The sequence below is a fragment of the Planotetraspora kaengkrachanensis genome (genome assembly GCF_016862895.1).
GTDB classification, from domain to species: Bacteria; Actinomycetota; Actinomycetes; order Streptosporangiales; family Streptosporangiaceae; genus Planotetraspora; species Planotetraspora kaengkrachanensis.
The window spans coordinates 142,027-162,607 of record NZ_BONV01000006.1 but is presented as its reverse complement, the minus strand read 5'-3'; the positions used below and the strand labels follow the sequence as shown (position 1 = coordinate 162,607).

The window sequence follows — 20,581 nt, the reverse complement described above, 5'->3', positions numbered from 1 at the left end:
CATCCTGGACAGCCGACCGGCCTCGCACAGGCGTCGCTTACGACATCATTGAGTACATTCCTGCCATGAAGCACCGAGTGGTCGCCCTGGTCGGCCCGCCGCAGGAGATGTATCCGATCACCAGCGCGTCGGCCGTGTTCGGTTACCACGGCCCCGACATCCCCCACCTCTACGACTTCCGGCTCTGCGCGGAACGGCCCGGGCCGATCGCCACCACGATGGGCGCCGACATCCTCGTCACCGACGGCCTGGAGGCCCTGGCGGAGGCCGACACGATCCTCATCGCGAACTGGTGCCCCGGACCGGACATCTCCCCCGAACTCGGCGACGCCGTCCTCGCCGCCCACGCCCGCGGCGCGCGCATCGTCGGGATCTGCTCGGGCATCCACATCCCGGCCGGTCTGGGCCTGCTCGACGGCCGCACCGCCGCCGTCCACTGGGAGCTCAGCGGCGAACTGGCCCGCCGGTACCCGAGGGTCCGCGCCGACGCCACCGTGCTGTACGTCGACCACGGCGATGTCGCGACCGCTGGCGCCACGGCCACCACCGTCGACCTGTGCCTCAACCAGGTCAGGCGTGCACACGGCGCCGCCCTGGCGATGCGGATCGGCCGTCAGCTGGCGGCCGCCCCGCACCGGGAGGGCTGCCAGCGCCAGTTTCCCGCGCTGCCAACCACGGGCCCGCTCCCCGACTCCCTCGCCCCGCTGCTCGACTGGGTCACCGCCAACCTGGACCGGCGGCTCACCCTGGAGGACATGGCCGCCTGGTCGGGGACCTCGCCGCGCACCCTCAGCCGCCACTTCACGGAGCAGCTCGGCATCGCCCCCGGCCGCTGGCTCCTCGAGCGTCGCATCGCAGGCGCCCGCGCGCTCCTGGAGGAGACCGACCTCCCGGTCGAGACGATCGCCCAGCGCGTCGGCCTCTCGTCCGCGGTGAACCTGCGCCGCCGGTTCCGCAACGCCCTCGCCACCACCCCGGCCGCCTACCGCCGCTCCTTCCGCTGACCACCGGCTCGGGCCGTGCGTCCTTGACGGCGGTGGCGGCAAAGGGTCGGCAAGACGCGCAGGTCGGCACCGCATCTCGTCGTGATCCGTGTTGTGACGAGCGGTCACTTCGGCCCCAAGTGGACGGGCGTCGGGAACTAGCGCGCAGGCGGCTCGCGGCGCAGCCCGGGCGTCCGGCGGAGATCGCCGCCGGCGGGCAGACCCGCCTCGTCGGCAGGCATCGCCGCGCGCCGCGCCCGGAGGAAGTCTCCAAGAGCGTTCCTCATGCGGCCCGCGTAAGAAACAGCAGGTCAGAAGCGTTTTAAGTCTGTCAGCGTACGGAGCAGACGGCGGATCCGATCACGGATGTCACGGCCTCCGGGTGGGAGATCAGCGTCAGGTGTGAGCCGCCCTTGAATTCCGTCACCTTCGAGCCGGCCCGGCGGGCCATGGCCCGCTGCGACGACGGGGTGATGATCCGGTCGCCCGTGCTGATGAAGAACCAGGACGGGATCGTCTTCCACGCCGCGGCCTTCGACGGCGTCGTGAACGCGCTGGTCGAGGCGGCCCGCTGGGTGGCCCACAGCCGGACGGCGGTGCGCCGGGGCAGATCCGAGGCGAACGACCGGACGAAGACCTTCCTCTTGAGGTAGAGATCGGCCGCTCCCGCGGGAGCTCCGGGATAGGGCACCTTGTCGTAGAGGGTGGCCGGATCCCCGTTGAGATCGGAGTCGGAGCCGCTGAGCTGCCCGTTCGTCTCGCCGACGTCGGGAGCCGCGGCGTCGACGTACACCAGGGCCTTGACGTTCGGCACGCCCGCGGCGGCGTTCGTGATCACCGAGCCCCCGTAGGAGTGCCCGACGAGCACGATCGGACCGGACACGGTCTTCAGGAAGTCGGCCACGGTCTCGGCGTCCGACGTGAGGTCGCGGAGCGGATTGGCCACGGCCCGTACGGCATAGCCCGCCCGCTGCAGGGATCTCACCTCGCCGTTCCAGCTGGAGGCGTCGGCCCACGCGCCGTGCACGAGGACGACCGTGGGCTTGACGCGTCCGGGCGACGGGCAGCCCGCGAGCGGGACCGGGTCCGCCGCCGTGCCGCCGACTGTGCGGCCGACTGTGGCGCCGAGTGTGCCGCCCGCCCTGCCGGACGCCGTGCCACCGGTCTGGGCGACCGCCGTCGTGGCCGCCGCGGACGTGGCGGCAACGACGAGCGCCAGGACAGGCGCGGCCCTCCTGAGCCGTCGCGCCGTACGCGCGGGACTTGTGATCACCCGCTCAGGTTCGAGATTCACTGTTCTCCCCTTCCGTTTCCGGCTGTCGATCGGCCTGGGGAATCTGTGGGGAAACCGGCGGGGGAATCGCGATCCGCGCGTCCGCGGCGCGGGGTCACAGGACGTTCTTGACCACCCAGTCGTGCAGGGCGCGGGCGGAGTCGGCGACGGACTCGCGCCAGGTCTTCACGGCGCCCTCCCCCGCGTCGTCGCTGATGTGCTTGACCAGGCGGATGGGCACGCCCGCCTGGTGGGCGGCGGAGGCCACGGCGTATCCCTCCATGTCGACCAGATCGGCACGGGCGGCGAGCGCGTCCCGCGCGGCGTCGTCGGCGACGAAGGAGTCGCCCGTCGCGAGGACGGGCCCGTCGCCGGCCAGGGTCAGGGGGGCTCCGTAGGTCTCGCCGGTGAGGCTGCGCAGGACGTCCGTGTCGAGGTCGTGCTGGAACACCGTGCTCACCACGTGGGTGCCCGTCCAGCCGGAGCGGAGCGCTCCGGCGGTCCCCAGATTGATCACCGACGACGGCAGGGGACCTCTGGCCAGCACCCCGGCGAGCGCGGACGCCGCGTTGACCTTCCCTATGCCCGTCAGCAGCACCGGCAGGCCGCCGTCCAGGAACTGCGCCTCCTGGCGGACGGCGAGGACGAGAAGCGGCCGGTCAGTGGTGATTGTTCCGCTGAGTTCCATATGGGACACATTAGAAGGCCCCCGACCCCCGGGGCTCAGGAGGCCGGGAGCCTCGGACGCCCGGCCTCGCGTGAGAGCCCCGGAGAGGCGCTCAGCTCCCGATGACCAGGTCCGCTGCGGAGACGGACACCTCGATCTCCCCGGTCTCCTCCGTCCCCATGGCCAGAGCGAGCTTGCGGTACCGCCCGGCCTCGTCCGCCCGGCCGCGGCGCTCCAGCGTCCGGGCCAGGGCCTCGTATGCCCAGCCGTTCACCGGGTCGAGCTCGACCAGGCTCCTGAACGCGTCCTCCGCCCGGCCGAGCTGGGCGCTGTGGAAATACGCGCGTCCCAGCAGCTCGACCACCGCGCGATTGCCCGGCTCCCCCTCGGCGACGGGCGCGAGAATGCGGCTCGCCTCGGCGTAATCCTTGGCCTCGAAGAACATCTGACCGCGCTGGAACTCCTCGTAGGACACCGCTTCCCTTCCTCTCTCCACGGGCCGCCGCTCGTGGGGCGGCCCGCTCCCCTCAACCAGCCGCGCCGTCCGCGTCTTCCCGGCCGCGATCTCGTGGAGAACGCCTGTCACCTCGATCGCACCGGCGCCGATCCCTTGATCTCCGGTGCTGGGCTCCGTCTCCGAGTAGGCAGAGATTCGCCATGATTTCACCCTGTTTCGGCAAGCCGGGTTGCCGTGCGGCCTCGCGGGCAACATCGGGCTCGTCGACTCAGATCCGGGCGGGCCCGCCGGTCCGTCCACAGCCGCACGCGCCCGCCCGCCGGCGGCTCCGGGCGCACGACGATGAAGGACCACGGCCATGGCCACTCCCGTCGTACTCATCACCGGCGCGCTGACCGGAATCGGCCGCTCGACCGCCTTCGCCTTCGCGAAGAACGGCGCGAAACTCGTCGTCTCCGGACGGCACGAGGACGCGGGCGAGGCCCTGGCCGGCGAACTGCGCGCACTGGACACGGAAGCGGTGTTCGCCCGCGCCGACGTGCGCCACGAAGCGGACGTCGAAGGCCTGGTGGATCAGGCGGTCGAGCGGTTCGGCCGGCTCGACGTCGCCGTCAACAACGCGGGGACGGAGGGCCGGATCGCCCCGATCGTCGAGCAGACCCCCGAGAGCTACGCGGACACCTTCGACACCAACGTGCTCGGCATGCTGCTGAGCATGAAGCACGAGTTCCGGGCGATGCTGGCCCAAGGCGGCGGAAGCATCGTCAACATCACGTCCGTCTACGGAGAGATCGGACTGACCTCGGCCTCGGTCTACGTCGGCAGCAAACACGCCGTCATCGGCCTGACCAGGGTCGCGGCCCTCGAAGGAGCCGCCTCGGGTATCCGCGTCAACGCGGTGGCCCCGGGATTCACCGAGACCGCCATGATGCACCGCGCCACGGGCACCGACGAGGTGCGGTCGGCGGTCCTGGAGGTCATCCCCCAGCGCCGTTTCGGCCGCCCCGACGACATCGCGGCCGTCATCGTCCTGCTCGCGTCCGACGCGTGCGCCTATCTGACCGGGCAGGTCGTCACGGTGGACGGCGGGCTCACCGCGGGCCTGCCGATCAGGGCGTAGGCCCGCCGGGGAAGCCCTCACCGGCTGAGCGCGGCCCCTTCCTGCTCCTGCCGCGAGTCGCGCAGTTCCGCCCGCAACGCCCTGAGCTCCGCCATGACGCCCTCAAGGGTGTGCTGCTCGGCCTCGCGGGCCTGCCCGGCCTCCCTGGCGTGGTCGTCCTCCATCGCCCGTACGACGACGGCGATGAACAGGTTCAGCACGACGAAGGTGCAGATCAGAATGAAGACGACGAAGAAGATCCAGGCGGCCGGATGGACGGCCATGACCTCGCGGGCGACGTCCGACCAGGCCTCCCCCGTCATCACCTGGAACAGGGTGAACAACGAGGTGCCCAGGTCGCCGAAGTAGTGTGGGGTCGTGGCCGCGAACAGCTTGGTGGAGATCACCGCGGCGACGTAGAGGACCAGGCTGAGCAGCACGGCGATCGAGGCCATGCCGGGCACGGCGGCGAGCAGCGCGGAGACGACGCGGCGCAGGCTGGGCACCACGGAGATCAACCGCAGCGCCCTCATGATCCGCAGCGCGCGGAGCACCGACAGCTCACCCGAATGCGGCAGCAGGGAGGTGCCGATGATGACGCTGTCGAAGATGTTCCAGGGGTCGCGCAGGAACTCCAGCCGGTAGACGTACAGCTTGGCCAGGAGTTCGGCGACGAAGACGTACAGGGCCACGTGGTCGACGATCGTGAGCAGGCCGCCATGGGCCCTCATCAGCGCCGGGGACGTCTCCAGTCCCAGTGTCGCCGCATTGATCAGGATCACCACGGTGATCACATGCTGCGTTCTGGGGGCTTCAACTACGGTGCGAACACGGTCGCGCCAGGCCACGGGGACTCCTGATTTCCTGCCCGGGTGCGGATGGTCACGTGTGATCGTAGTGACTCCCACGGGCAGATGATCACCGGCCGGCGTGGCCCGCGCGCTCAGCCCACCCTGCGGTCGTCGATCGCGTCGCGGTCCCACTCGATGCCGAGTCCGGGAGCGGCCGGCGCCAGGGCCTGCCCGTCCACCACCTCGATCTCCGCACGGGTGATCGCCCGCAGTTGCGGGATGTGCTCCAGGTAACCGCTGTTCGGCACCGCGCAGCACAGGCTCACGTGCAGCTCCATCAGGAAGTGCGGGCAGACCGGCACGTTGTACGCCTCGGCCAGGTGCGCGACCTTCAGCCACGGGGTGATCCCGCCGATGCGGGCCACGTCGACCTGGACGATGCCCGCCGCGCCCCGGTGCAGGTACTCGCGGAACTGCGCCACCGAATACATCGACTCGCCGACGGCGACGGGGATCGAACTCGCCGCGGCCAGCGTCTCGTGCCCCGAGACGTCGTCGGCGGGCAGCGGCTCCTCGAACCAGTACGGGTCGGACGGTTCCAGAAGCCTCGCCCGCCGTACGGCCTCGGCCGCCGTGAGCGACTGGTTGGCGTCGAGCATCAGGTCGAAGCGGGGTCCGACGGCCGCGCGCACGGCGGCCAGCCGCTCGGCGTCCTCCACCGGCGAACGGCCGATCTTCAGCTTGGCCCCGCGCCAGCCCGCGGCCTGGCTCTCCTTGGCGCCCGCGATCAGCTCGTCCGTGCTCAGATGCAGCCAGCCGCCCTCGGTGTCGTAGAGCGGGACGTGGTCCTTCGCGCCTCCCGCGAGGACCCACAACGGATGACCCGCGTCACGGCAGCGCCAGTCCCACAGCGCCGTGTCCACGGCGGCCAGCGCCAGGGACGTGATCGCGCCCACCGTGGTGGCCCGGGTCGCGGCGAACAGGTCCCGCCACACCGCCTCCACCCGCCGGGGATCCGCGCCGGCCAGCCGCGGCAACAGGTAGTCGCGGAGCAGGGCGAGCACGGCCGTGCCGCCGGTGCCGATCGTGTAGGAGTAACCGGTTCCCGCGCCGCCGTCGTCGGTCCCGATCTCGACGAAGACGGTCTCCTGCTTCAGGAACGACTGGACCGCGTCGGTGCGTACGGTCTCGACCTCCAGGTCGACGAGATACGCCTCGGCGTGACTGATCGTGGGCAACGAAGCTCCTCGCTGAGACGGGACGGACTCCGGACGCGCCGCGACCTCTGCCGCGGTGGGCACCTCGTGGCCCGGATCACGACGCCCCTTTTACGTCATCGTGGATCCTATAGGATATTTCATGGCTGTATAGCCGCTCCTCGGATCGCCCCTAACATTCATGGAATCGAGCCGGCTGCCGGAAGGAGCCCGATGGCACGCCCAGACCAGATCAGGTTCCGGCGTTCGACGCTGGGCGAGGACGTGTACGAGGCGCTCAAGGGCCTGGTGCTCGAGCACAGCCTGTCCCCCGGCGACCGGATCAACATCGACGCACTGGCCCGCGAGTTCGCGGTGTCACCCACTCCGATCCGCGAGGCGCTGGCCCGCCTGGAGGCGGACGGCCTCGTCCGCAAGCGCCCCCTCGTCGGCTACACGGTCAGCCCGCTGCTGACCAGGGCCGAGTTCGACGCCATGTTCGAGATGCGGTCGCTGCTGGAGTGCACCTCGGCCCGGTGGGCCGCGGAACGGGCCGACGCCGCACACCGGGAGGCCGTCTCCGCCGAGGCGGCCACGACCGTCGCGCCACAGGAGGACGACCCGGACGGCTGGCATGCCGCGTTCACGGCCCTCGACGCCCGCTTCCACGACCTCGTCGCCGAGGCCTCCGGCAACGGCCTGCTCCGCGACGGCATCGACCGGCTGCACGCACACCTGCACCTGCACCGGCGCTACTTCCCCTACGCCCAGGCGAGCGCGACCGTCGAGGAGCATCGGCGCATCGCCGCCGCCATCCAGGCCGCCGACCCTGACGGCGCGGAGGCAGCCATGCGGGAGCATCTGGCCCGGGCGCGCGAGCGCCATCTCGCGGCGTTCGACTGACGTTCGCGTACACGTCGCGCCCGGGCGGGGCGGCGGTCACACCGACACCGGCACCACGACCACGAGTCCGACATGACTGTTTTCTCGGGAATGTTCGACCTGCCGTCTCCGGGGCAGCGGAAGCCGATGCGGACACCACCGGACCCGGACCGCCCGGGCGGGCTGCGTGCCCGGCGGCGGAGGTGATGACAGCGTGGGAACCGCGACCACGGTGCCGGAGACCCGGGACATGACCGGAGAGCAGCTTTCCGCCGACGACGCCTACGCCACCATCCGGCAGTACGGCGGCCGGCAACTGGTCCGCGACTCCTTCCTGCGGTTCAGGTACGGCGACGGCATGAGCAACGCCCGCGCCCTGGCGTTCCAGGTCTGTCTGGCGATCATCCCGGGGGCCATCGCCGTGGTGGGTCTCAGCTCGGCGCTCAACCACGCGGACATCGGGCAGGTCCTCGAGCTCACCCTCAGGCGCCTGGCGCCGGGAGGCGGCGGCGGGATCATCGAGGAGACCTTGTCGCCGGGGCGGCGCGGCGGGGGCGCCGGGGAGGCGCTCGCGCTCTGGTTCGGCCTGGTGACGGCCCTCGTGTCGCTCACGAGCGCGATGGCCCAGTTCGAGCGTGGCGCCAACCGGATCTACGGCGTCGAGCGGGACCGCCCGTTCCTGCGCAAGTACGGCCGGGCGCTGCTGATGGCCGTGACGGCGGGTCTCCTCATGGGGATCGGCCTGGTCGTCCTCGTCGGCGGCGCGGCCGCCGGGGAGGCGGCGGCCGCGGTCTACGGGTGGGGCGCGACTCCCCGGGCGGTCTGGCAGTGGCTGCGCTGGCCGCTCGGCTTCCTGCTCGCCGTCGTGTCGATCTCCGTGCTGTTCCGGTCGTCACCGAGACGCCGCCAGCCGGCCCACACGTGGCTCGCGGTCGGCGCGACCGTCGCCGTGCTCCTCTGGATGGCGCTCACCTACCTGCTGGCGCTCTACACGGCGGGCAGCGGGACGTTCGGCGCGATGTACGGCCCGCTCACCGCGGTCATGGCGCTGTTGTTGTGGTCGTTCCTCACTTCGACGGCCCTGCTGCTCGGCCTGGCGTTCGCCGCCCAGTTGGAGGCCGGCCGGGCCGGCAGGAGTGAGCCCGTGACGCCCGATCCCGGCCCCGACCCCCAGGAGGCGGGCCGTCCCCTGTCCGGCACGCGATGAGCGGTCACATGTCCAGCACCATGAGGACCGCGAGGCCGATGAAGTGAAGCACGACGACGAACACGATGAGGAAGATGAACAGGAACTTGGCGGGTCCGTGCTCGAAGTCCTTCCCTTCGCGCAGCGGAGGCCGTCGCGCCTGGCGTTCGGCGATCCGCTCCTCCAGCGGCTTCCTTCTCTGCAGAGGCATGGCGGCTCCCTTGGTGGAGTGAGTGCTCATCCAGCCGTCCTCCCGGACGCTGGTGCGGGACGACGGCGTCACGAGGCTGCGGGCCCGCGCTCGACCGGGGCGCCCACGAGTGAGCCGTACTCGACCCATGAGCCGTCGTAGTTCTTGACTCCCGGCCGGTCGAGCAACTCGCTCAGGACGAACCACGTGTGGGCGCTGCGCTCGCCGATGCGGCAGTAGACGATGGTCTCCGCTGCTTCCAGGTCGACCGACGCCTCGCCGTACAGGCGCCGGAGTTCTTCGTCGGACTTGAAGGTCCCGTCGTCGTTGGCGGCCTTGGACCACGGGACGTTCCTGGCCGTGGGAACGTGGCCGGCCACCTGAGGCTGCTCCTGCGGGAAGTGCGCGGGAGCGAGGATCCGGCCGGAGAACTCGTCCGGAGATCTCACGTCGACGATGGCCTTGACGCCGATGGAGGCGATGACCTCATCACGGAAGGCACGGATCGAGGTGTCGGGCTCCTGGGCGCGGTAGTCCGTGGCGGGGCGCCGAACGGGCTCGCCGGACAACTCGCGGCCGTCGAGCTCCCACTTCTTGCGTCCCCCGTCGAGCAGGCGGACGTCCCGGTGGCCGTAGATCTTGAAGTACCAGTAGGCGTAGGCCGCGAACCAGTTGTTGTTGCCTCCGTAGAGGATGACCGTGTCGTCGTTCGCGATGCCCTTACGCGACAGCAGGGCCTCGAATCCGCTCCTGTCGACGAAGTCGCGGCGGATCGGGTCCTGGAGGTCGTCCCTCCAGTCGATCTTCACGGCTCCGCGGATGTGGCTCCTGTCGTAGGCCCTGGTGTCTTCGTCGACCTCGACCAGTACGACGCCGGAGTCGTCGAGACGCTCCAGCACCCAGGCGGCGTCGACGAGCACGTTGGAGCGGGTCATGGCATCTCTCTCCGACGACGGGCGGCGGCATCGGAGAAAGATGCCGCCGCTGACCGACCTATGATTAGTGCACTAACTGTTTGCACACTAACTGTTATAGCATGGCAGTCCGCCGCCCATGGAGGTGCCTCTTGAGTGACCTTGGCGACATTCCCGACCCGCTGGCCCTGGAGAACCAGGTCTGCTTCGCCCTGGCCGTCGCGTCACGCAGCGTGATCGCGGTCTACCGCCCCCTGCTGGAGCCGATGGGGCTGACCCATCCCCAGTACCTGGTGATGCTGGCGTTGTGGCAACACGCGCCGCTGTCGGTCAAGGACCTCAGCCGACTGCTCCAGCTGGAGCCCGCCACGCTTTCACCGCTGCTCAAGCGCCTTGAGGCCAACGGGTTCGTGCAGCGACTGCGCGCCAGCGGCGACGAGCGTTCTCTCGCGGTGACCCTCACCCCGGAGGGGCGGCGGTTGCGCGACGAGGCCGAGAAGATCCCCCCGGCGATCGTCGGGCGCCTGGGAATGGAGCTGTCCGAGCTTCAGCGTCTCCACCAGATGCTGACGCAGGTGATCGCCGCGGCCAACCATGCCAACCACGCCGAACATGACAAGCACGCCGATCACGCCCACCGGGCCGCGGACGGCCACTGATCCAGGCCGGCCGCGCCGTCAGGCGCCCAGGCCTCAGCCCTTGCCGGCGCCGAGGGTGAGACCGGCGACGAAGTGCCGTTGCAGGGCCAGGTAGACCGCCAGGGTCGGGATGACGGTGATCGTCGCCCCCGCCGCGATCATGTTGTAGTCGAGCAGGAACTGCCCCTGCAGGTTCGTGATGCCGGTGGTGATCGGCAGCCGGTCGCCGCTGTGGATGAACAACAGCGGCCAGAAGTAGTCGTTGTACAGCCAGACCACCTCCAGCGTGCCCAGCGCGGCGAGCGCCGGGCGCGTCAGCGGCATGATGATGCGGCTGTACTGCTGCCACACGCTCGCGCCGTCCACCCGGGCCGCCTCGGTCAGGCCGGACGGCAGCGCCTTCATGTAGTTGGACAGCACGAACGTGCAAAAGCCCATCTGGAAGGCCACCTCGACGGCGATGACGGCGTAGTAGGTGTCCAGCAGGGTGCCCGACGAACTGATCGAGTACGGCAGCGGCGTGTGCTTGAACATCTCGAACAGCGGGGCCGCGAGCACCTGTGGCGGCAACATGTTGCCCGCGGTGAAAAGGATCAGCAGCGTCAGGTTGAACTTCCAGGTGAAACGGCTCACCGCGAAGGCCATCATCGAGGCGAACCCGAGGGTGAGCACCACCGACGGGACGGTGATGAGCAGCGTGTTGCCGAAGTACGTCGCCATGCCGCCCTGGCTCCATGCGGCCGTGAAGTTGTCCAGGTTGATCGGTCCGTGCAGGCTCCAGTACCCGTACTTGTCGGTGACCGCCTTCGGGCGCAGGGCGGCGTAGAGCGTCCACAGCAGCGGCACCAGCCACATGATCGCCATGACGACCAGGAACAGGTGGGTGCCGTAGTGCCGGCGGAGTCGGCCGGGCGCCGGCGCGATCGGCGCTGTCGCCGTCATCAGTCAGCCCTCCGGAACGTGCGGACCAGGTAGTAGACGATGGGGCCCAGCGAGATGACCAGCAGGATGACCGCCAGAGCCGACCCGACGCCGATCACCTGGCCCGCGCCGACCAGGTTCTGGATGACCAGGACGCTGAGCAGTTCGAGCCCGTTGGTGCCCTTGTTGATCAGGTAGACGATGTCGAAGGCCCGCAGCCCTTCGATGATCGTGATGACGACGATCACGATGTTGATGGGCCGCATCGCCGGAAGGACGACCCGGAAGAACGTCTGCCGGCCGTTGGCTCCGTCGAGCGCGGCGGCCTCCCGAAGGCTCGGGTCGATGCCCTTCAGCCCGGCCAGGTAGAGCACCATGACGTAGCCGGCGTGCCGCCAGGTGGTCGCCACGAGGGCCGCCCACAGGTTGACGTCGGAGTCGCCGAACCAGTCGACGGCGCCGGACGTGCCCGCGGTGCCGAGCAGGTGGTTGAGCAGGCCCTCGTTGCGGGCGTAGACCAGCTGCCAGATGATCCCGACCATGACCATCGACAACATGACCGGCGTGAAGAACACGCTCTGGTAGAGCCGGGTGCCGCGGATCTTCTGGTCGAGCAGCACGGCGAGCAGCAGCCCGATCGGGGTGGCGATCAGGGCGAGGAAGACCAGCCAGATGATGTTGTGCGCCAGCGCCGGCCAGAACGGCGGGTACTCCTCCACGGCGTAGGTGTAGTTGCTCAGGCCCGCGGGCCGGATGTCGGCCAGGTCGAGCCCGTTCCACCTGGTGAACGACAACCCGACCGACAGGAGCGTGGGGATCCACACGAGCACGGCCTGAATCAGCGTGGGCACGCCCACCATCAGGCCGAGCACGAGGCGATCCCGCCCCGACAGCCGCCGTACCCGGCGTGACCGCGCGGGAGGCGCGGTCACACCGGGTGCGGCGGCAGCCGAGCGCAGGGTCGTCTGCGGCATGACGCTCATCGGCTCACTCGGCCGCGTACAGGGACTTGGCCTGCGCCTCGATGGCGCGGGTGTCGATGGTGCCGTCCTTGATGAAGCCCTGCAGCGCGGGGATCATCACGTTGTTCGCCATCGCGGGCAGGGCGTCGCGGTCGAAGAACTGGCTGATGTACTTGGCGCCGGCGATCGCCGCCGCGCCCTTCTTGTTGAGCTCGCTGAACGACGCGGTGTCCGCGTCCTTGGCGGTCTGCAGGTTCGAGGAGTCCTTGGCGGCGTACGCGTCCTGACCGGCGCCGCTGCCGAAGAAGGCCAGCATGTCCTTGGCCGTCTTGTTGGACCCGGCCCGCTTCGCCAGGACGAACCCGTCGATGGGGGCCTCGATGGCGTCCGTGCCCTCCACCGCGATGGCGGGGAAGGGGAAGAAGTCGAGGTCGGCGAGGATCTCCTTGTCGGTGACGTCCTGCGCGATGAACGCCCCGATCAGGTACATGCCCGCCTTCTTGCCGGTCATCGTGCGGGCGCCCTCCTGCCAGGTGGCGCCGAGCGCGGCCTCGTCCTGGTACGGCAGCAGCGCCTTCCAGTTGTCGAAGACGTCCTTGACCTTCTGCTGGTCCCAGGACTCCTTGTGGGCGCACAGGTCGAGGTGGAACTGGTAGCCGTTCGTGCGCATGTTGATGTAGTCGAACGTGCCCATCGCCGGCCAGCCGTCCTTGTCGGCGAAGGCGATCGGGATCAGGCCGTCCTTCTTCATCTGCTCGCACAGTGCGCGGAAGGCGTCGAAGGTGCCCGGGATCTCGTAGCCGCGCTCCTGCCATACGCTCTTGCGGTAGTAGAAGCCCCACGGGTAGTTGTAGTTCGGCACGAAGTACTTCTTGCCGTCCTCGCCTTCGGACGCCTTGGTCAGGCCCTCGGAGAAGTTGCCGCCGATCTGCGCCCACACATCGTCGACCGGCGCGAGCAGGCCCTTGGCCGCGTAGTAGCGCATCTTGTAGCCGGCGAACCAGGTGATCACGTCTTCGGGGTTGCTCTGCAGGTACGAGCTGATGTTGTCGACCAGTTGCGCGCGCGGCATCACGTTCGTCTTCACGGTCGCGCCGGACTTGCCGGTGAACGCGTCGACCATCGCCTGGATGGCGCTCCTCGGGACCGGGTCGGACAGCCCCGACCCGAGCGAGGTCGCCCTGGCCGCCGGGTCAGTCGGTGCGGGGCCGCCGCTGCAGGCCGCGAGCAGTGGCGCCGCGGCGAGCGCGGCGGCCCCGCCGCCGATCCCCCTCAACAACGTGCGCCGATCCAGCCGGGACTCGAGGAACGGCGTCGGGTTGTGCGATGCCATGGGATCTCCAATGGTGGTGAGGGGCGTGCGTCCCTGAGGAGCTTTCATACCTGGTCCGCCCGTCGCAGGCGGACGAGGGCGCTGGCGTGGTCGCCCGGCGGCAGCCCGAGGGGCAGCCCCGACTGCAGCAGCAGCGCTCCCGGGTACGTCGCCCCGGTGTCCAGGTCACGGTAGACGGCGTCCGGCCGTACGGCGGCCAGGCGCAACGGGGCCGGGGTGTGCCCGAACGCCCGGGTGGGACACCAGGCGATCACCACGTGCTCGTCCTCCCGGACGTACTCCACGCCGGCCAGCGTGCCGTCGCCGCGCAGCCGGTGCTGTTCGCCGTGCTGGACGACGTGCCGGATGCGCTTGTACGCGGCCACCAGTTCCGCGCTCTCCTTCAGCTCCTCCTGCGTCCACGTGGTGAGGTCGCCGCCGATGCCGGGGGCGCCTGCCATGGCGACGTGGAACCTGAAGCGGAGCGGAGTCCGCCGGCCGGTGGCCACGTTCGGGCTGTCGGTCACCCAGGCGCTCATGACCTGCGCCGGGTAGAGCTGGCTGAAGCCGTGCTGGATGCCGATCCGGTCGACGGGGTCGGTGTTGTCCGACGCCCAGATCTGGTCGGTGCGGGCCAGGATGCCCAGGTCGGCCCGGCCGCCGCCCCCGGAGCACGCCTCGATGCGCAGGCCCGGGTGGTCGGCCCGCAGCCTGTCCATGATCCGGTAGACCGACCGCGTGTGCTCGATCCACAACCGGTCGGGGTCCTCGTGGCCGGGCCAGCCCGCCTCCGTGAAGGGACGGTTGGCGTCCCATTTGAGGAAGTCGATCGCGTGCTCGGCCACCAGCCGGTCCAGCCAGGCGTGCGTCCACGCGGCGGCGTCGGGCCGGGCGAGGTTGAGCACCAGCTGGTGGCGCATCTCCGTACGGTCGCGGTTGGCCATGTGCAGCACCCAGTCGGGGTGTGCCCGGTAGAGGTCGCTGTCGGGGTTGACCATCTCGGGTTCCACCCAGATGCCGAAGCGCATGCCCAGGCGGCGCACCTCCGCCGCGAGCGGGCCCAGGCCCGAGGGGAAGCCGTCCGGGTTGGGCGTCCAGTCGCCGAGGCCGGCGCGTTCGCTCCTGCGCCCGCCGAACCAGCCGTCGTCCATCACGAACATCTCGACGCCGAGGCTCGCGGCACGTGCGGCGAGCGCCAGCTGACCGGCCTCGTCGACGTCGAACCCGGTCGCCTCCCAGGAGTTGTAGAGCACGGGCCGGGTCTCGTCGGGGTGGGCCAGGACGTGTGCGCGGACGTGGGCGTGCCAGGCTCGGCTGGCCGCGCCGAACCCGTTCGCCGTGTAGAGGCCGGCGAAGACCGGGGTCTCCAGCGCCTCGCCGGGCGCCAGCGACCAGCTGAGGCCCTCATGGCCGAACCCGCCCGTCCAGGTGGTCCGCCCGACAGGGTCGCGGTGCAGGGAGATCCGCCAGCTTCCGCTCCAGGCGAGCGCGGTGCTCCAGACCTCGCCGTGGTCCTCGCACGCGGTGCCGTCGTCGACCGCGAGCCAGGGGTTGGCGTGGTGGCTCGTCATGCCGCGCCGGCTGGTCAGGACCGTCTCGGCCACGGGGACGTCGGTGCGCCTGACCTGGAACTCGCTGTTCCAGCCGCCGACGAGGTGGCTCATCCGGTAGTGCGGCCGGTGCGGCGCCGCCCAGGCGGCCGAGTCGCACCGCAGCACCGTGACCGGCGCGTCGTCGCCGCGGTTCTCGACGTTCGTCCACCGCTCGATCACGTCGCCGTCGCCGTGCATCCGGTAGTTCAGGGTCACGTGCAGGGGGTAGTGCCGATCGCGCAGGTGGATGCGCAGGTGGCCGCCGTCGATGTCGTGGCCCGTGTAGCGCCATTCGACGCCACGCGTGCCATCGGCGAACCTGACCAGTAGGCTGGGCGGACCGAAGCGGGCCCCGCCCTCCACCGCCAGCTCGTCCACGCCGGCCTCAGCCTCGAAACTGCTCGCCGCCGGCGACACGCGCTCGGGCAGCTCGGCCGCCTGGTCGAGCGTCAGCACGGCACCCCAGTGGACGTGCCGCACGCTGTCGTCCTCGGCGAGCCGGATGGCGTACGCCGAGGTCGCGCCGCGCAACAGCCACAGGCGGTGGTCGGGGTGGAACAGCACTGAGGGCATCTGGTCCTCTGAATCGAGCGGGCAGGCCGGTGAGTGCCGCCGAGCGTAGGACTCGTTCGGCAGGCAAATCAATACTTGACGAAGGAAATTATTACGCCTACGTTTCGGGCCATGCTTACCGAGTCCGGCACGGGCGCTCTCACGGAGACTCCGGCGGCGACGGCCGTGTTCACGGCCGTCCTGACCGAGGGGCCGCTCAGCCGGGTCAGCCTAGCGCGGCGGCTCGGACTGTCCTCGGCCGCCGTCACCAAGGCCGCGCGGCCGCTCATCGAGATGGGCTACCTGCAGGAGCTGGCCGCCACCGAACGGACGGGTCCCGGCGCGGGACGGCCCGCCAGCCCGCTGGCCGTGCAGGCCGACCGCGAGTACTTCGTCGGCGTGAAGATCACCGGCGACGAGCTGATCGGCGTGGTCATCGACCTGTGCGCGGACGTGCGGGCCTCGGCCCACCGGCCGCTGACCGACCCCGGCGTCGACGCCGTCCTGACCGAACTCGGCCACCTCGTCGGCGACCTCCTTGACGGCCCGGGCGGCTACCGGCCCCGCACCCGCAGACTGGGACTCGCCGTCTCCGGCGACGTCGACCGGGCCACCGGCCTGGTCAGGTACTCGCCGTTCCTCCAGTGGCACAACGTGCCGCTGCGCGAGCGCGCGGCGGAGGTCACCGGGCTCACCGTCACGGTGGAGAACGACGTGAAGGCGCTGACCACAGCCGAGCACTGGTTCGGCGAAGGCGTGGGCGCCGAGTCGTTCGCCCTCGTCACCGTGGGCAGCGGCATCGGCTGCGGCCTGGTCGTCAACGGCCGGATCGTCTCGGGCTCACACGGCGTCGCCGGCGAGATCGGCCACATCGGCGTCGACGCCACCGGCCCCGAGTGCCACTGCGGCAGCCGGGGCTGCGTCGAGGCCATCGCCGGCACACCCGCCATCGTCCGGCAGGCCAGACAGGCCTCGGGCCGGTCCGACCTCACCATGGACGACGCCGTCGCCCTCGCCCGCGCCGGCGACGAGCGGATCGGCGCCGTCTTCGCCCGCGGAGGCGAGGCGATCGGGCTCGGCATCGCGGCCGTGGCCAACCTGGTCGGCCCGGCCAGGATCGTCGTCTCCGGCGAGGGCCTCGCCGCCTATGACCTGTTCGAGCGGCACATCCGTACCGGCTTCGAACGTCAGGCCTTCGGCGCCGCCGTCGAGTGCCCGTTGTCCATCCGCCCGCTGCCCTTCGAGCAATGGGCACGCGGAGCGGCCGCGGTGAGCATCCAGTCGCTCGTGGCTCCCTGAGCCCACCCGGCCGGCCCCATCGCAACAGGCACCACCCCCGCGCACCGCGACCCCCTGACCTACCCGGCGCGGCACGGCGATCCCGCCGGGCCGTGCCTGCCGGACCCCCAGTTGGAGCACCGAAGTGGACATCCGGAACACCGAGTCGCCCCTGCTCGCGACGGACGACGCCGCCGAGCACCAGCTCTGGTGGCGGGCGCCCGGCTCCGCCACCTCCATGATCGAGCAGGGACTGCCCATCGGGAACGGGCGCCTCGGGGCGCTCGTGAGCAACGATCCCGCCCGTGAACTCCTGATGATCACTGATGCCACCCTGTGGACCGGGGGTCTCAACGACACGCCGCAGAGCGACGGCCAGCTCCCCTACGGCCGGGACGACTTCGGTTCCCTGACCATGCTGGCCACGCTCGCCGTCGACATCCCCGGTCACGACCTCGGCGGCGTCGGCGACTACCGCCGCACCCTCGACCTGGCCCAGGGCCTGGTCACCGCCGAGTACGACGTCGACGGTGTCACCTACCGGCGGCAGATCTTCGCCAGCCGCCCCGACGACGCCCTCGTTCTGCACTTCTCCCAGCAGGGCCACGGCGCGTACACCGGCACGGTCTCCCTGGCGGGCGCCCACGGCGAGTCCACCACCGTCGACGGCGCGGGCCGTTCCGCGTCGTTCGGCGCCTCCCTCGCCAACGGCCTGCGGTACGGCGCCGCGGTCACCGCGTACAGCGGCACCGGAGAGATCGCGGTCGACGGCACGTCGATCTCCTTCACCGGCTGCCGGGATCTCACCGTCGTCGTCACGGGCGGCACCGACTACGCCCCCGACTCGACCACCGGGTTTCGCGACCCGTCACTGGACCCCGAGCACCTGGCCCGGACCAAGGCCGGGGCGCTGACCCGGAAGTCCGCCCACGATCTGTTGCGCGCCCACGTCGCCGACTTCCGGCCGGTGTTCGAACGATTCGGCATCGCCCTCGGCACGTCGTCCGTCGCGCAGCGCGAACTGGACACCTGGGAACGAACGCAGGCGCGCCACCGGGACGACGTCCCCGACCCGGAACTCGAGGCCGCGTACCTGCAGTTCGGTCGTTATCTGATGATCTCCGGGTCGCGGGGCGGCCTGCCGATGGGCCTGCAGGGCCCGTGGCTGGACGACAACGACCCAGACTGGATGGGCGACTACCACACCGACATCAACATCCAGATGAACTACTGGCCGGCCGACCGGGCCGGACTGTCCGACTGCTTCGACGCCTTCGCGGACTACTGCGTCGCGCAGCTGCCGTGCTGGACGGATGTCACCCAGCGGGTGTTCGGCGACCCGGCCAACAGGTTCCGCAACTCCAGCGGGAGGATCGCCGGCTGGGCCGTCGGCTTCTCCACCAACCCCTTCGGCGGAAGCGGCTGGTGGTGGCACCCGGCCGGCAACGCGTGGCTCTGCCAGAACCTGTTCGAGCACTACGAGTACACCCAGGACCGCGCCTACCTGGCGAAGGTCTACCCGGTCATCAAGGGCGCCGTGGAGTTCTGGGAGACCCGCCTCGTCAGCGCGACCGTCACCGACGCGTCCGGTGCCGCGCGCGAGGTCCTGGTCGCCGACGGTGACTGGTCGCCCGAACACGGCCCGCAGGACGCCATGGGCAACACCTACGCGCAGGAACTGGTGTGGGCCCTGTTCACGAACTACCGCACCGCCACCCAGGTACTCGGCAGGGACACCGGCCACGCCGATGCCGTCGACGATCTCCGCGGCCGGCTGTACCTGCCGGTGGTCAGCCCCACGACCGGCCTGCTGGAGGAGTGGATGTCGGCCGACGACCTCGGTGAGGCCGCCCACCGGCACCTCTCCCCGCTGATCGGCCTCTTCCCCGGCGACCGGATCCGCCCGGACGACTCCACCTCGAAGGACGTCGTCGCCGGCGCGACCGCGCTGCTCACCGCGCGAGGCATGGACAGCTACGGCTGGGCCAACGCGTGGCGAAGCCTGTGCTGGGCCCGGCTGAAGGACGCGGAGAAGGCGTACCGGCTTCTCATCACCAACCTGAAGCCGTCGGTGAACGGCGGCAACGGCACCGCGATGAACCTCTTCGACATCTACGAGACCGACCCGGGCCGCGGCATCTTCCAGATCGACGGGAACCTCGGCACCTCCGCCGCGGTCGTCGAGATGCTGGTCTACTCCCGGCCCGGCCACGTCGAACTGCTGCCCGCGCTGCCCGCCGCCTGGGCGGCCTCCGGTTCGGTGTCCGGCGTGGGCGTCCGAGGGGGCTTCGTCGCCGACCTCAGGTGGAAGGACGGCAAGGTCACCGAGGCGACGCTGACGAGCGTCGGCGGCCGCAGTACGACCGTCGTCGCCGGCGGCGAATCGCGGCGGATCGACCTCGAGCCCGGTGAGTCCGTCACGCTGAGGAGCCTCTGATGGGGTCGGGCCCGGTGCACATCACCGGACAGGGGGTACGCGCGGCGACCACGGCCGGGCGGACCCGGCACTCCGTGGTGACCTGGGGCGCCGGCGCCGAGCGGCAGGATGCCGGGCCGGCCGACCGCGGCTACCGGATGATCGTGCGCACCAGCGTCGGCGGCACGGACATGCGCATCCGGTTGTCCAACGCCTTCGGTGAGCACCCCGTGACCTTCGCGAGCGCCTACGCGGGGCTGCGGAAGCAGGGTGCGGAACTGGTTCGCGGCACCAATCGCCGGCTGACTTTCCGCGGGGCCGCGTCCGTCACCGTCCCGGCGGGTGAGACCGTGCTCAGCGATCCGCTGCCCGGGGAGCTTGCCGCCCAGAGCGATCTGGTCGTCAGCCTGTATGTGACGGGCGCCCAGGGACCGACCACCGGTCACGGCATGGCCATGCAGACCTCCTACGCGGCCGCGGGCGACCACGCCGCCGAGGAGGGCGCGGCCAACTGGACCGACCCGATCGGCTCCTGGTACTGGCTGGACGCCATCAGTGTGGAGACGTCCACGGCGATCAGCTCGGTGGTGACTCTCGGCGACTCCATCACCGACGGATGGGCGTCGACCGCGGACCGGAATCGCCGCTGGCCCGACCATCTCTCCCGGCGACTCCAGGCCGCGTCCGGCATCACCGTGAAGGGAGTGGCGAACGAAGGCATCTCGGGCAACAAGGTGCTCGCGGACGGCGCCGGCCAGGCCGCGCTGAACAGACTGCAGCGTGACGTGCTCTCCCAGCCCGGGGTCAGCACGGTGTTCCTGCTCGAAGGCATCAACGACATCAAGGCCCACACCGGCGTCACGGTGGACGACATGATCGCCGGCTATCGGCAGATCATCGATCGGGCCCGCGCGGCGGGCAAGTGGGTCGTCGGCGCGACCGTGCTGCCGTACCAGGGCTGGTACGAGTACGACGCCGCCGGTGAGGCCGTACGCCAGAGCGTCAACGACTGGATCAGGACCAGCGGCGAGTTCGACGCCGTGAGCGATTTCGACAAGGTCATGCGCGATCCATGCGACCAGCACCAGCTGCTCCCGTTGTTCGACAACGGCGATCATCTTCACCCGAACGACAAGGGCATGCGGGCGATGGCCGACGCCGTCGACCTGTCCGCTCTGCGGCGCGACCCGCTGAGCGTCCGGTAGCCATCACCTCAGAGGGGCCCGGAACGGGTGCGGCCGTTCCGGGCCCCTGCATCATCGACTTCATCGC

At 70.5% G+C, this 20,581-nt stretch carries 20 protein-coding genes; 8 read left to right on the top strand and 12 right to left on the bottom strand.

Translation table 11 applies throughout. From position 1 onward, the window contains the following. Positions 1–65: 65 nt before the first annotated feature. A complete protein-coding gene (locus Pka01_RS10555; protein WP_203882479.1) occupies positions 66–1,004 on the top strand; it encodes a GlxA family transcriptional regulator in 939 nt (312 codons plus the stop codon). A 137-nt stretch (positions 1,005–1,141) separates the two neighbouring features. Here Pka01_RS10555 and Pka01_RS41210 read toward each other — a convergent pair whose 3' ends face one another. From Pka01_RS41210 to Pka01_RS10540, 4 genes are all read right to left on the bottom strand, one after another. After that, positions 1,142–1,270: a hypothetical protein gene (locus tag Pka01_RS41210; protein ID WP_275414446.1), complete on the bottom strand. Its 129-nt coding sequence runs from the start codon at positions 1,268–1,270 to the stop codon at positions 1,142–1,144. Positions 1,271–1,314: 44 nt separating this feature from the next. After that, positions 1,315–2,277 carry an alpha/beta hydrolase gene (locus Pka01_RS10550; RefSeq protein WP_203882478.1) on the bottom strand — a complete coding sequence of 321 codons (963 nt, stop codon included), beginning with the start codon at positions 2,275–2,277 and terminating at the stop codon, positions 1,315–1,317. Positions 2,278–2,371: 94 nt separating this feature from the next. After that, a complete protein-coding gene (locus Pka01_RS10545) occupies positions 2,372–2,944 on the bottom strand; it encodes a nucleosidase (protein ID WP_203882477.1) in 573 nt (190 codons plus the stop codon). Between the two features lie 91 nt (positions 2,945–3,035). Beyond that, on the bottom strand, positions 3,036–3,368 hold the full coding sequence (locus Pka01_RS10540; RefSeq protein WP_203882590.1) for a tetratricopeptide repeat protein: 333 nt from the start codon (positions 3,366–3,368) through the stop codon (positions 3,036–3,038). A gap of 370 nt (positions 3,369–3,738) precedes the next feature. Between Pka01_RS10540 and Pka01_RS10535 the strand changes: the two genes are divergently transcribed. Next, entirely contained in the window at positions 3,739–4,500 is a 762-nt protein-coding gene (locus tag Pka01_RS10535) for an SDR family NAD(P)-dependent oxidoreductase (protein ID WP_203882476.1), read from the top strand. 17 nt (positions 4,501–4,517) lie between these two features. Here the strand turns inward: Pka01_RS10535 and Pka01_RS10530 are convergent, their stop codons facing one another. Continuing rightward, positions 4,518–5,273, bottom strand: coding sequence for an ion transporter (locus Pka01_RS10530; RefSeq protein ID WP_308442228.1), 756 nt, complete (start codon positions 5,271–5,273; stop codon positions 4,518–4,520). Positions 5,274–5,422: 149 nt separating this feature from the next. Further along, a complete protein-coding gene (locus tag Pka01_RS10525) occupies positions 5,423–6,508 on the bottom strand; it encodes a mandelate racemase/muconate lactonizing enzyme family protein (RefSeq protein WP_203882474.1) in 1,086 nt (361 codons plus the stop codon). Between the two features lie 192 nt (positions 6,509–6,700). On the opposite strand from Pka01_RS10525, the gene Pka01_RS10520 reads away from it, so the two are divergent. Together Pka01_RS10520 and Pka01_RS10515 are read left to right on the top strand one after the other, a co-directional pair. Next, positions 6,701–7,369, top strand: a complete 669-nt coding sequence (locus Pka01_RS10520) for a GntR family transcriptional regulator (protein WP_203882473.1) — start codon at positions 6,701–6,703, stop codon at positions 7,367–7,369. A gap of 193 nt (positions 7,370–7,562) precedes the next feature. Continuing rightward, positions 7,563–8,555, top strand: coding sequence for a YihY/virulence factor BrkB family protein (locus tag Pka01_RS10515; protein ID WP_239114877.1), 993 nt, complete (start codon positions 7,563–7,565; stop codon positions 8,553–8,555). A 4-nt stretch (positions 8,556–8,559) separates the two neighbouring features. On the opposite strand, the gene Pka01_RS10510 is transcribed toward Pka01_RS10515, so the two are convergent. Next, positions 8,560–8,745 (bottom strand): hypothetical protein, encoded by a 186-nt coding sequence (locus Pka01_RS10510; protein ID WP_239114876.1) that lies wholly within the window; start codon positions 8,743–8,745, stop codon positions 8,560–8,562. A gap of 68 nt (positions 8,746–8,813) precedes the next feature. After that, positions 8,814–9,659 (bottom strand): sulfurtransferase, encoded by an 846-nt coding sequence (locus Pka01_RS10505; RefSeq protein WP_203882472.1) that lies wholly within the window; start codon positions 9,657–9,659, stop codon positions 8,814–8,816. Positions 9,660–9,760: 101 nt separating this feature from the next. Between Pka01_RS10505 and Pka01_RS10500 the strand changes: the two genes are divergently transcribed. After that, a complete protein-coding gene (locus Pka01_RS10500; protein ID WP_203882471.1) occupies positions 9,761–10,297 on the top strand; it encodes a MarR family winged helix-turn-helix transcriptional regulator in 537 nt (178 codons plus the stop codon). Positions 10,298–10,330: 33 nt separating this feature from the next. Here the strand turns inward: Pka01_RS10500 and Pka01_RS10495 are convergent, their stop codons facing one another. From Pka01_RS10495 to Pka01_RS10480, 4 genes are read right to left on the bottom strand one after another with little or no spacing between them, the layout of a single operon-like run. Beyond that, on the bottom strand, positions 10,331–11,218 hold the full coding sequence (locus Pka01_RS10495) for a carbohydrate ABC transporter permease (RefSeq protein WP_203882470.1): 888 nt from the start codon (positions 11,216–11,218) through the stop codon (positions 10,331–10,333). Beyond that, positions 11,218–12,171 carry a carbohydrate ABC transporter permease gene (locus Pka01_RS10490; protein WP_239114874.1) on the bottom strand — a complete coding sequence of 318 codons (954 nt, stop codon included), beginning with the start codon at positions 12,169–12,171 and terminating at the stop codon, positions 11,218–11,220. Before Pka01_RS10490 ends, Pka01_RS10495 begins: the two co-directional genes overlap by 1 nt. A 13-nt stretch (positions 12,172–12,184) precedes the next feature. Continuing rightward, positions 12,185–13,492, bottom strand: coding sequence for an ABC transporter substrate-binding protein (locus Pka01_RS10485; RefSeq protein ID WP_203882469.1), 1,308 nt, complete (start codon positions 13,490–13,492; stop codon positions 12,185–12,187). Between the two features lie 44 nt (positions 13,493–13,536). Continuing rightward, positions 13,537–15,636 carry an alpha-galactosidase gene (locus tag Pka01_RS10480; protein WP_203882468.1) on the bottom strand — a complete coding sequence of 700 codons (2,100 nt, stop codon included), beginning with the start codon at positions 15,634–15,636 and terminating at the stop codon, positions 13,537–13,539. 111 nt (positions 15,637–15,747) lie between these two features. Here Pka01_RS10480 and Pka01_RS10475 point away from each other — a divergent pair, with 111 nt between their 5' ends. The 3 genes from Pka01_RS10475 (at position 15,748) to Pka01_RS10465 (ending at position 20,514) form a co-directional block, all read left to right on the top strand. Next, positions 15,748–16,914 carry an ROK family transcriptional regulator gene (locus Pka01_RS10475; RefSeq protein WP_203882467.1) on the top strand — a complete coding sequence of 389 codons (1,167 nt, stop codon included), beginning with the start codon at positions 15,748–15,750 and terminating at the stop codon, positions 16,912–16,914. Between the two features lie 124 nt (positions 16,915–17,038). Continuing rightward, the gene (locus tag Pka01_RS10470; protein WP_203882466.1) at positions 17,039–19,330 is read left to right on the top strand and encodes a glycosyl hydrolase family 95 catalytic domain-containing protein; all 2,292 of its coding nucleotides are present in this window, start codon (positions 17,039–17,041) and stop codon (positions 19,328–19,330) included. Continuing rightward, positions 19,330–20,514, top strand: a complete 1,185-nt coding sequence (locus Pka01_RS10465) for an SGNH/GDSL hydrolase family protein (protein WP_203882465.1) — start codon at positions 19,330–19,332, stop codon at positions 20,512–20,514. The genes Pka01_RS10470 and Pka01_RS10465 overlap by 1 nt, the downstream gene beginning before the upstream one ends. Positions 20,515–20,581: the final 67 nt, after the last annotated feature.

Excerpts from the sequence above, each read along its gene's own strand:
- Pka01_RS10555 (WP_203882479.1), top strand. The coding sequence starts at position 66 with ATGAAGCACCGAGTGGTCGCCCTGGTCGGCCCGCCGCAGGAGATGTAT.
- Pka01_RS41210 (WP_275414446.1), bottom strand. The coding sequence starts at position 1,270 with ATGAGGAACGCTCTTGGAGACTTCCTCCGGGCGCGGCGCGCGGCGATG.
- Pka01_RS10545 (WP_203882477.1), bottom strand. The coding sequence starts at position 2,944 with ATGGAACTCAGCGGAACAATCACCACTGACCGGCCGCTTCTCGTCCTC.
- Pka01_RS10540 (WP_203882590.1), bottom strand. The coding sequence starts at position 3,368 with ATGTTCTTCGAGGCCAAGGATTACGCCGAGGCGAGCCGCATTCTCGCG.
- Pka01_RS10535 (WP_203882476.1), top strand. The coding sequence starts at position 3,739 with ATGGCCACTCCCGTCGTACTCATCACCGGCGCGCTGACCGGAATCGGC.
- Pka01_RS10520 (WP_203882473.1), top strand. The coding sequence starts at position 6,701 with ATGGCACGCCCAGACCAGATCAGGTTCCGGCGTTCGACGCTGGGCGAG.
- Pka01_RS10510 (WP_239114876.1), bottom strand. The coding sequence starts at position 8,745 with ATGCCTCTGCAGAGAAGGAAGCCGCTGGAGGAGCGGATCGCCGAACGC.
- Pka01_RS10505 (WP_203882472.1), bottom strand. The coding sequence starts at position 9,659 with ATGACCCGCTCCAACGTGCTCGTCGACGCCGCCTGGGTGCTGGAGCGT.
- Pka01_RS10500 (WP_203882471.1), top strand. The coding sequence starts at position 9,761 with ATGGCAGTCCGCCGCCCATGGAGGTGCCTCTTGAGTGACCTTGGCGAC.
- Pka01_RS10495 (WP_203882470.1), bottom strand. The coding sequence starts at position 11,218 with ATGACGGCGACAGCGCCGATCGCGCCGGCGCCCGGCCGACTCCGCCGG.
- Pka01_RS10490 (WP_239114874.1), bottom strand. The coding sequence starts at position 12,171 with ATGCCGCAGACGACCCTGCGCTCGGCTGCCGCCGCACCCGGTGTGACC.
- Pka01_RS10485 (WP_203882469.1), bottom strand. The coding sequence starts at position 13,492 with ATGGCATCGCACAACCCGACGCCGTTCCTCGAGTCCCGGCTGGATCGG.
- Pka01_RS10480 (WP_203882468.1), bottom strand. The coding sequence starts at position 15,636 with ATGCCCTCAGTGCTGTTCCACCCCGACCACCGCCTGTGGCTGTTGCGC.
- Pka01_RS10475 (WP_203882467.1), top strand. The coding sequence starts at position 15,748 with ATGCTTACCGAGTCCGGCACGGGCGCTCTCACGGAGACTCCGGCGGCG.
- Pka01_RS10465 (WP_203882465.1), top strand. The coding sequence starts at position 19,330 with ATGGGGTCGGGCCCGGTGCACATCACCGGACAGGGGGTACGCGCGGCG.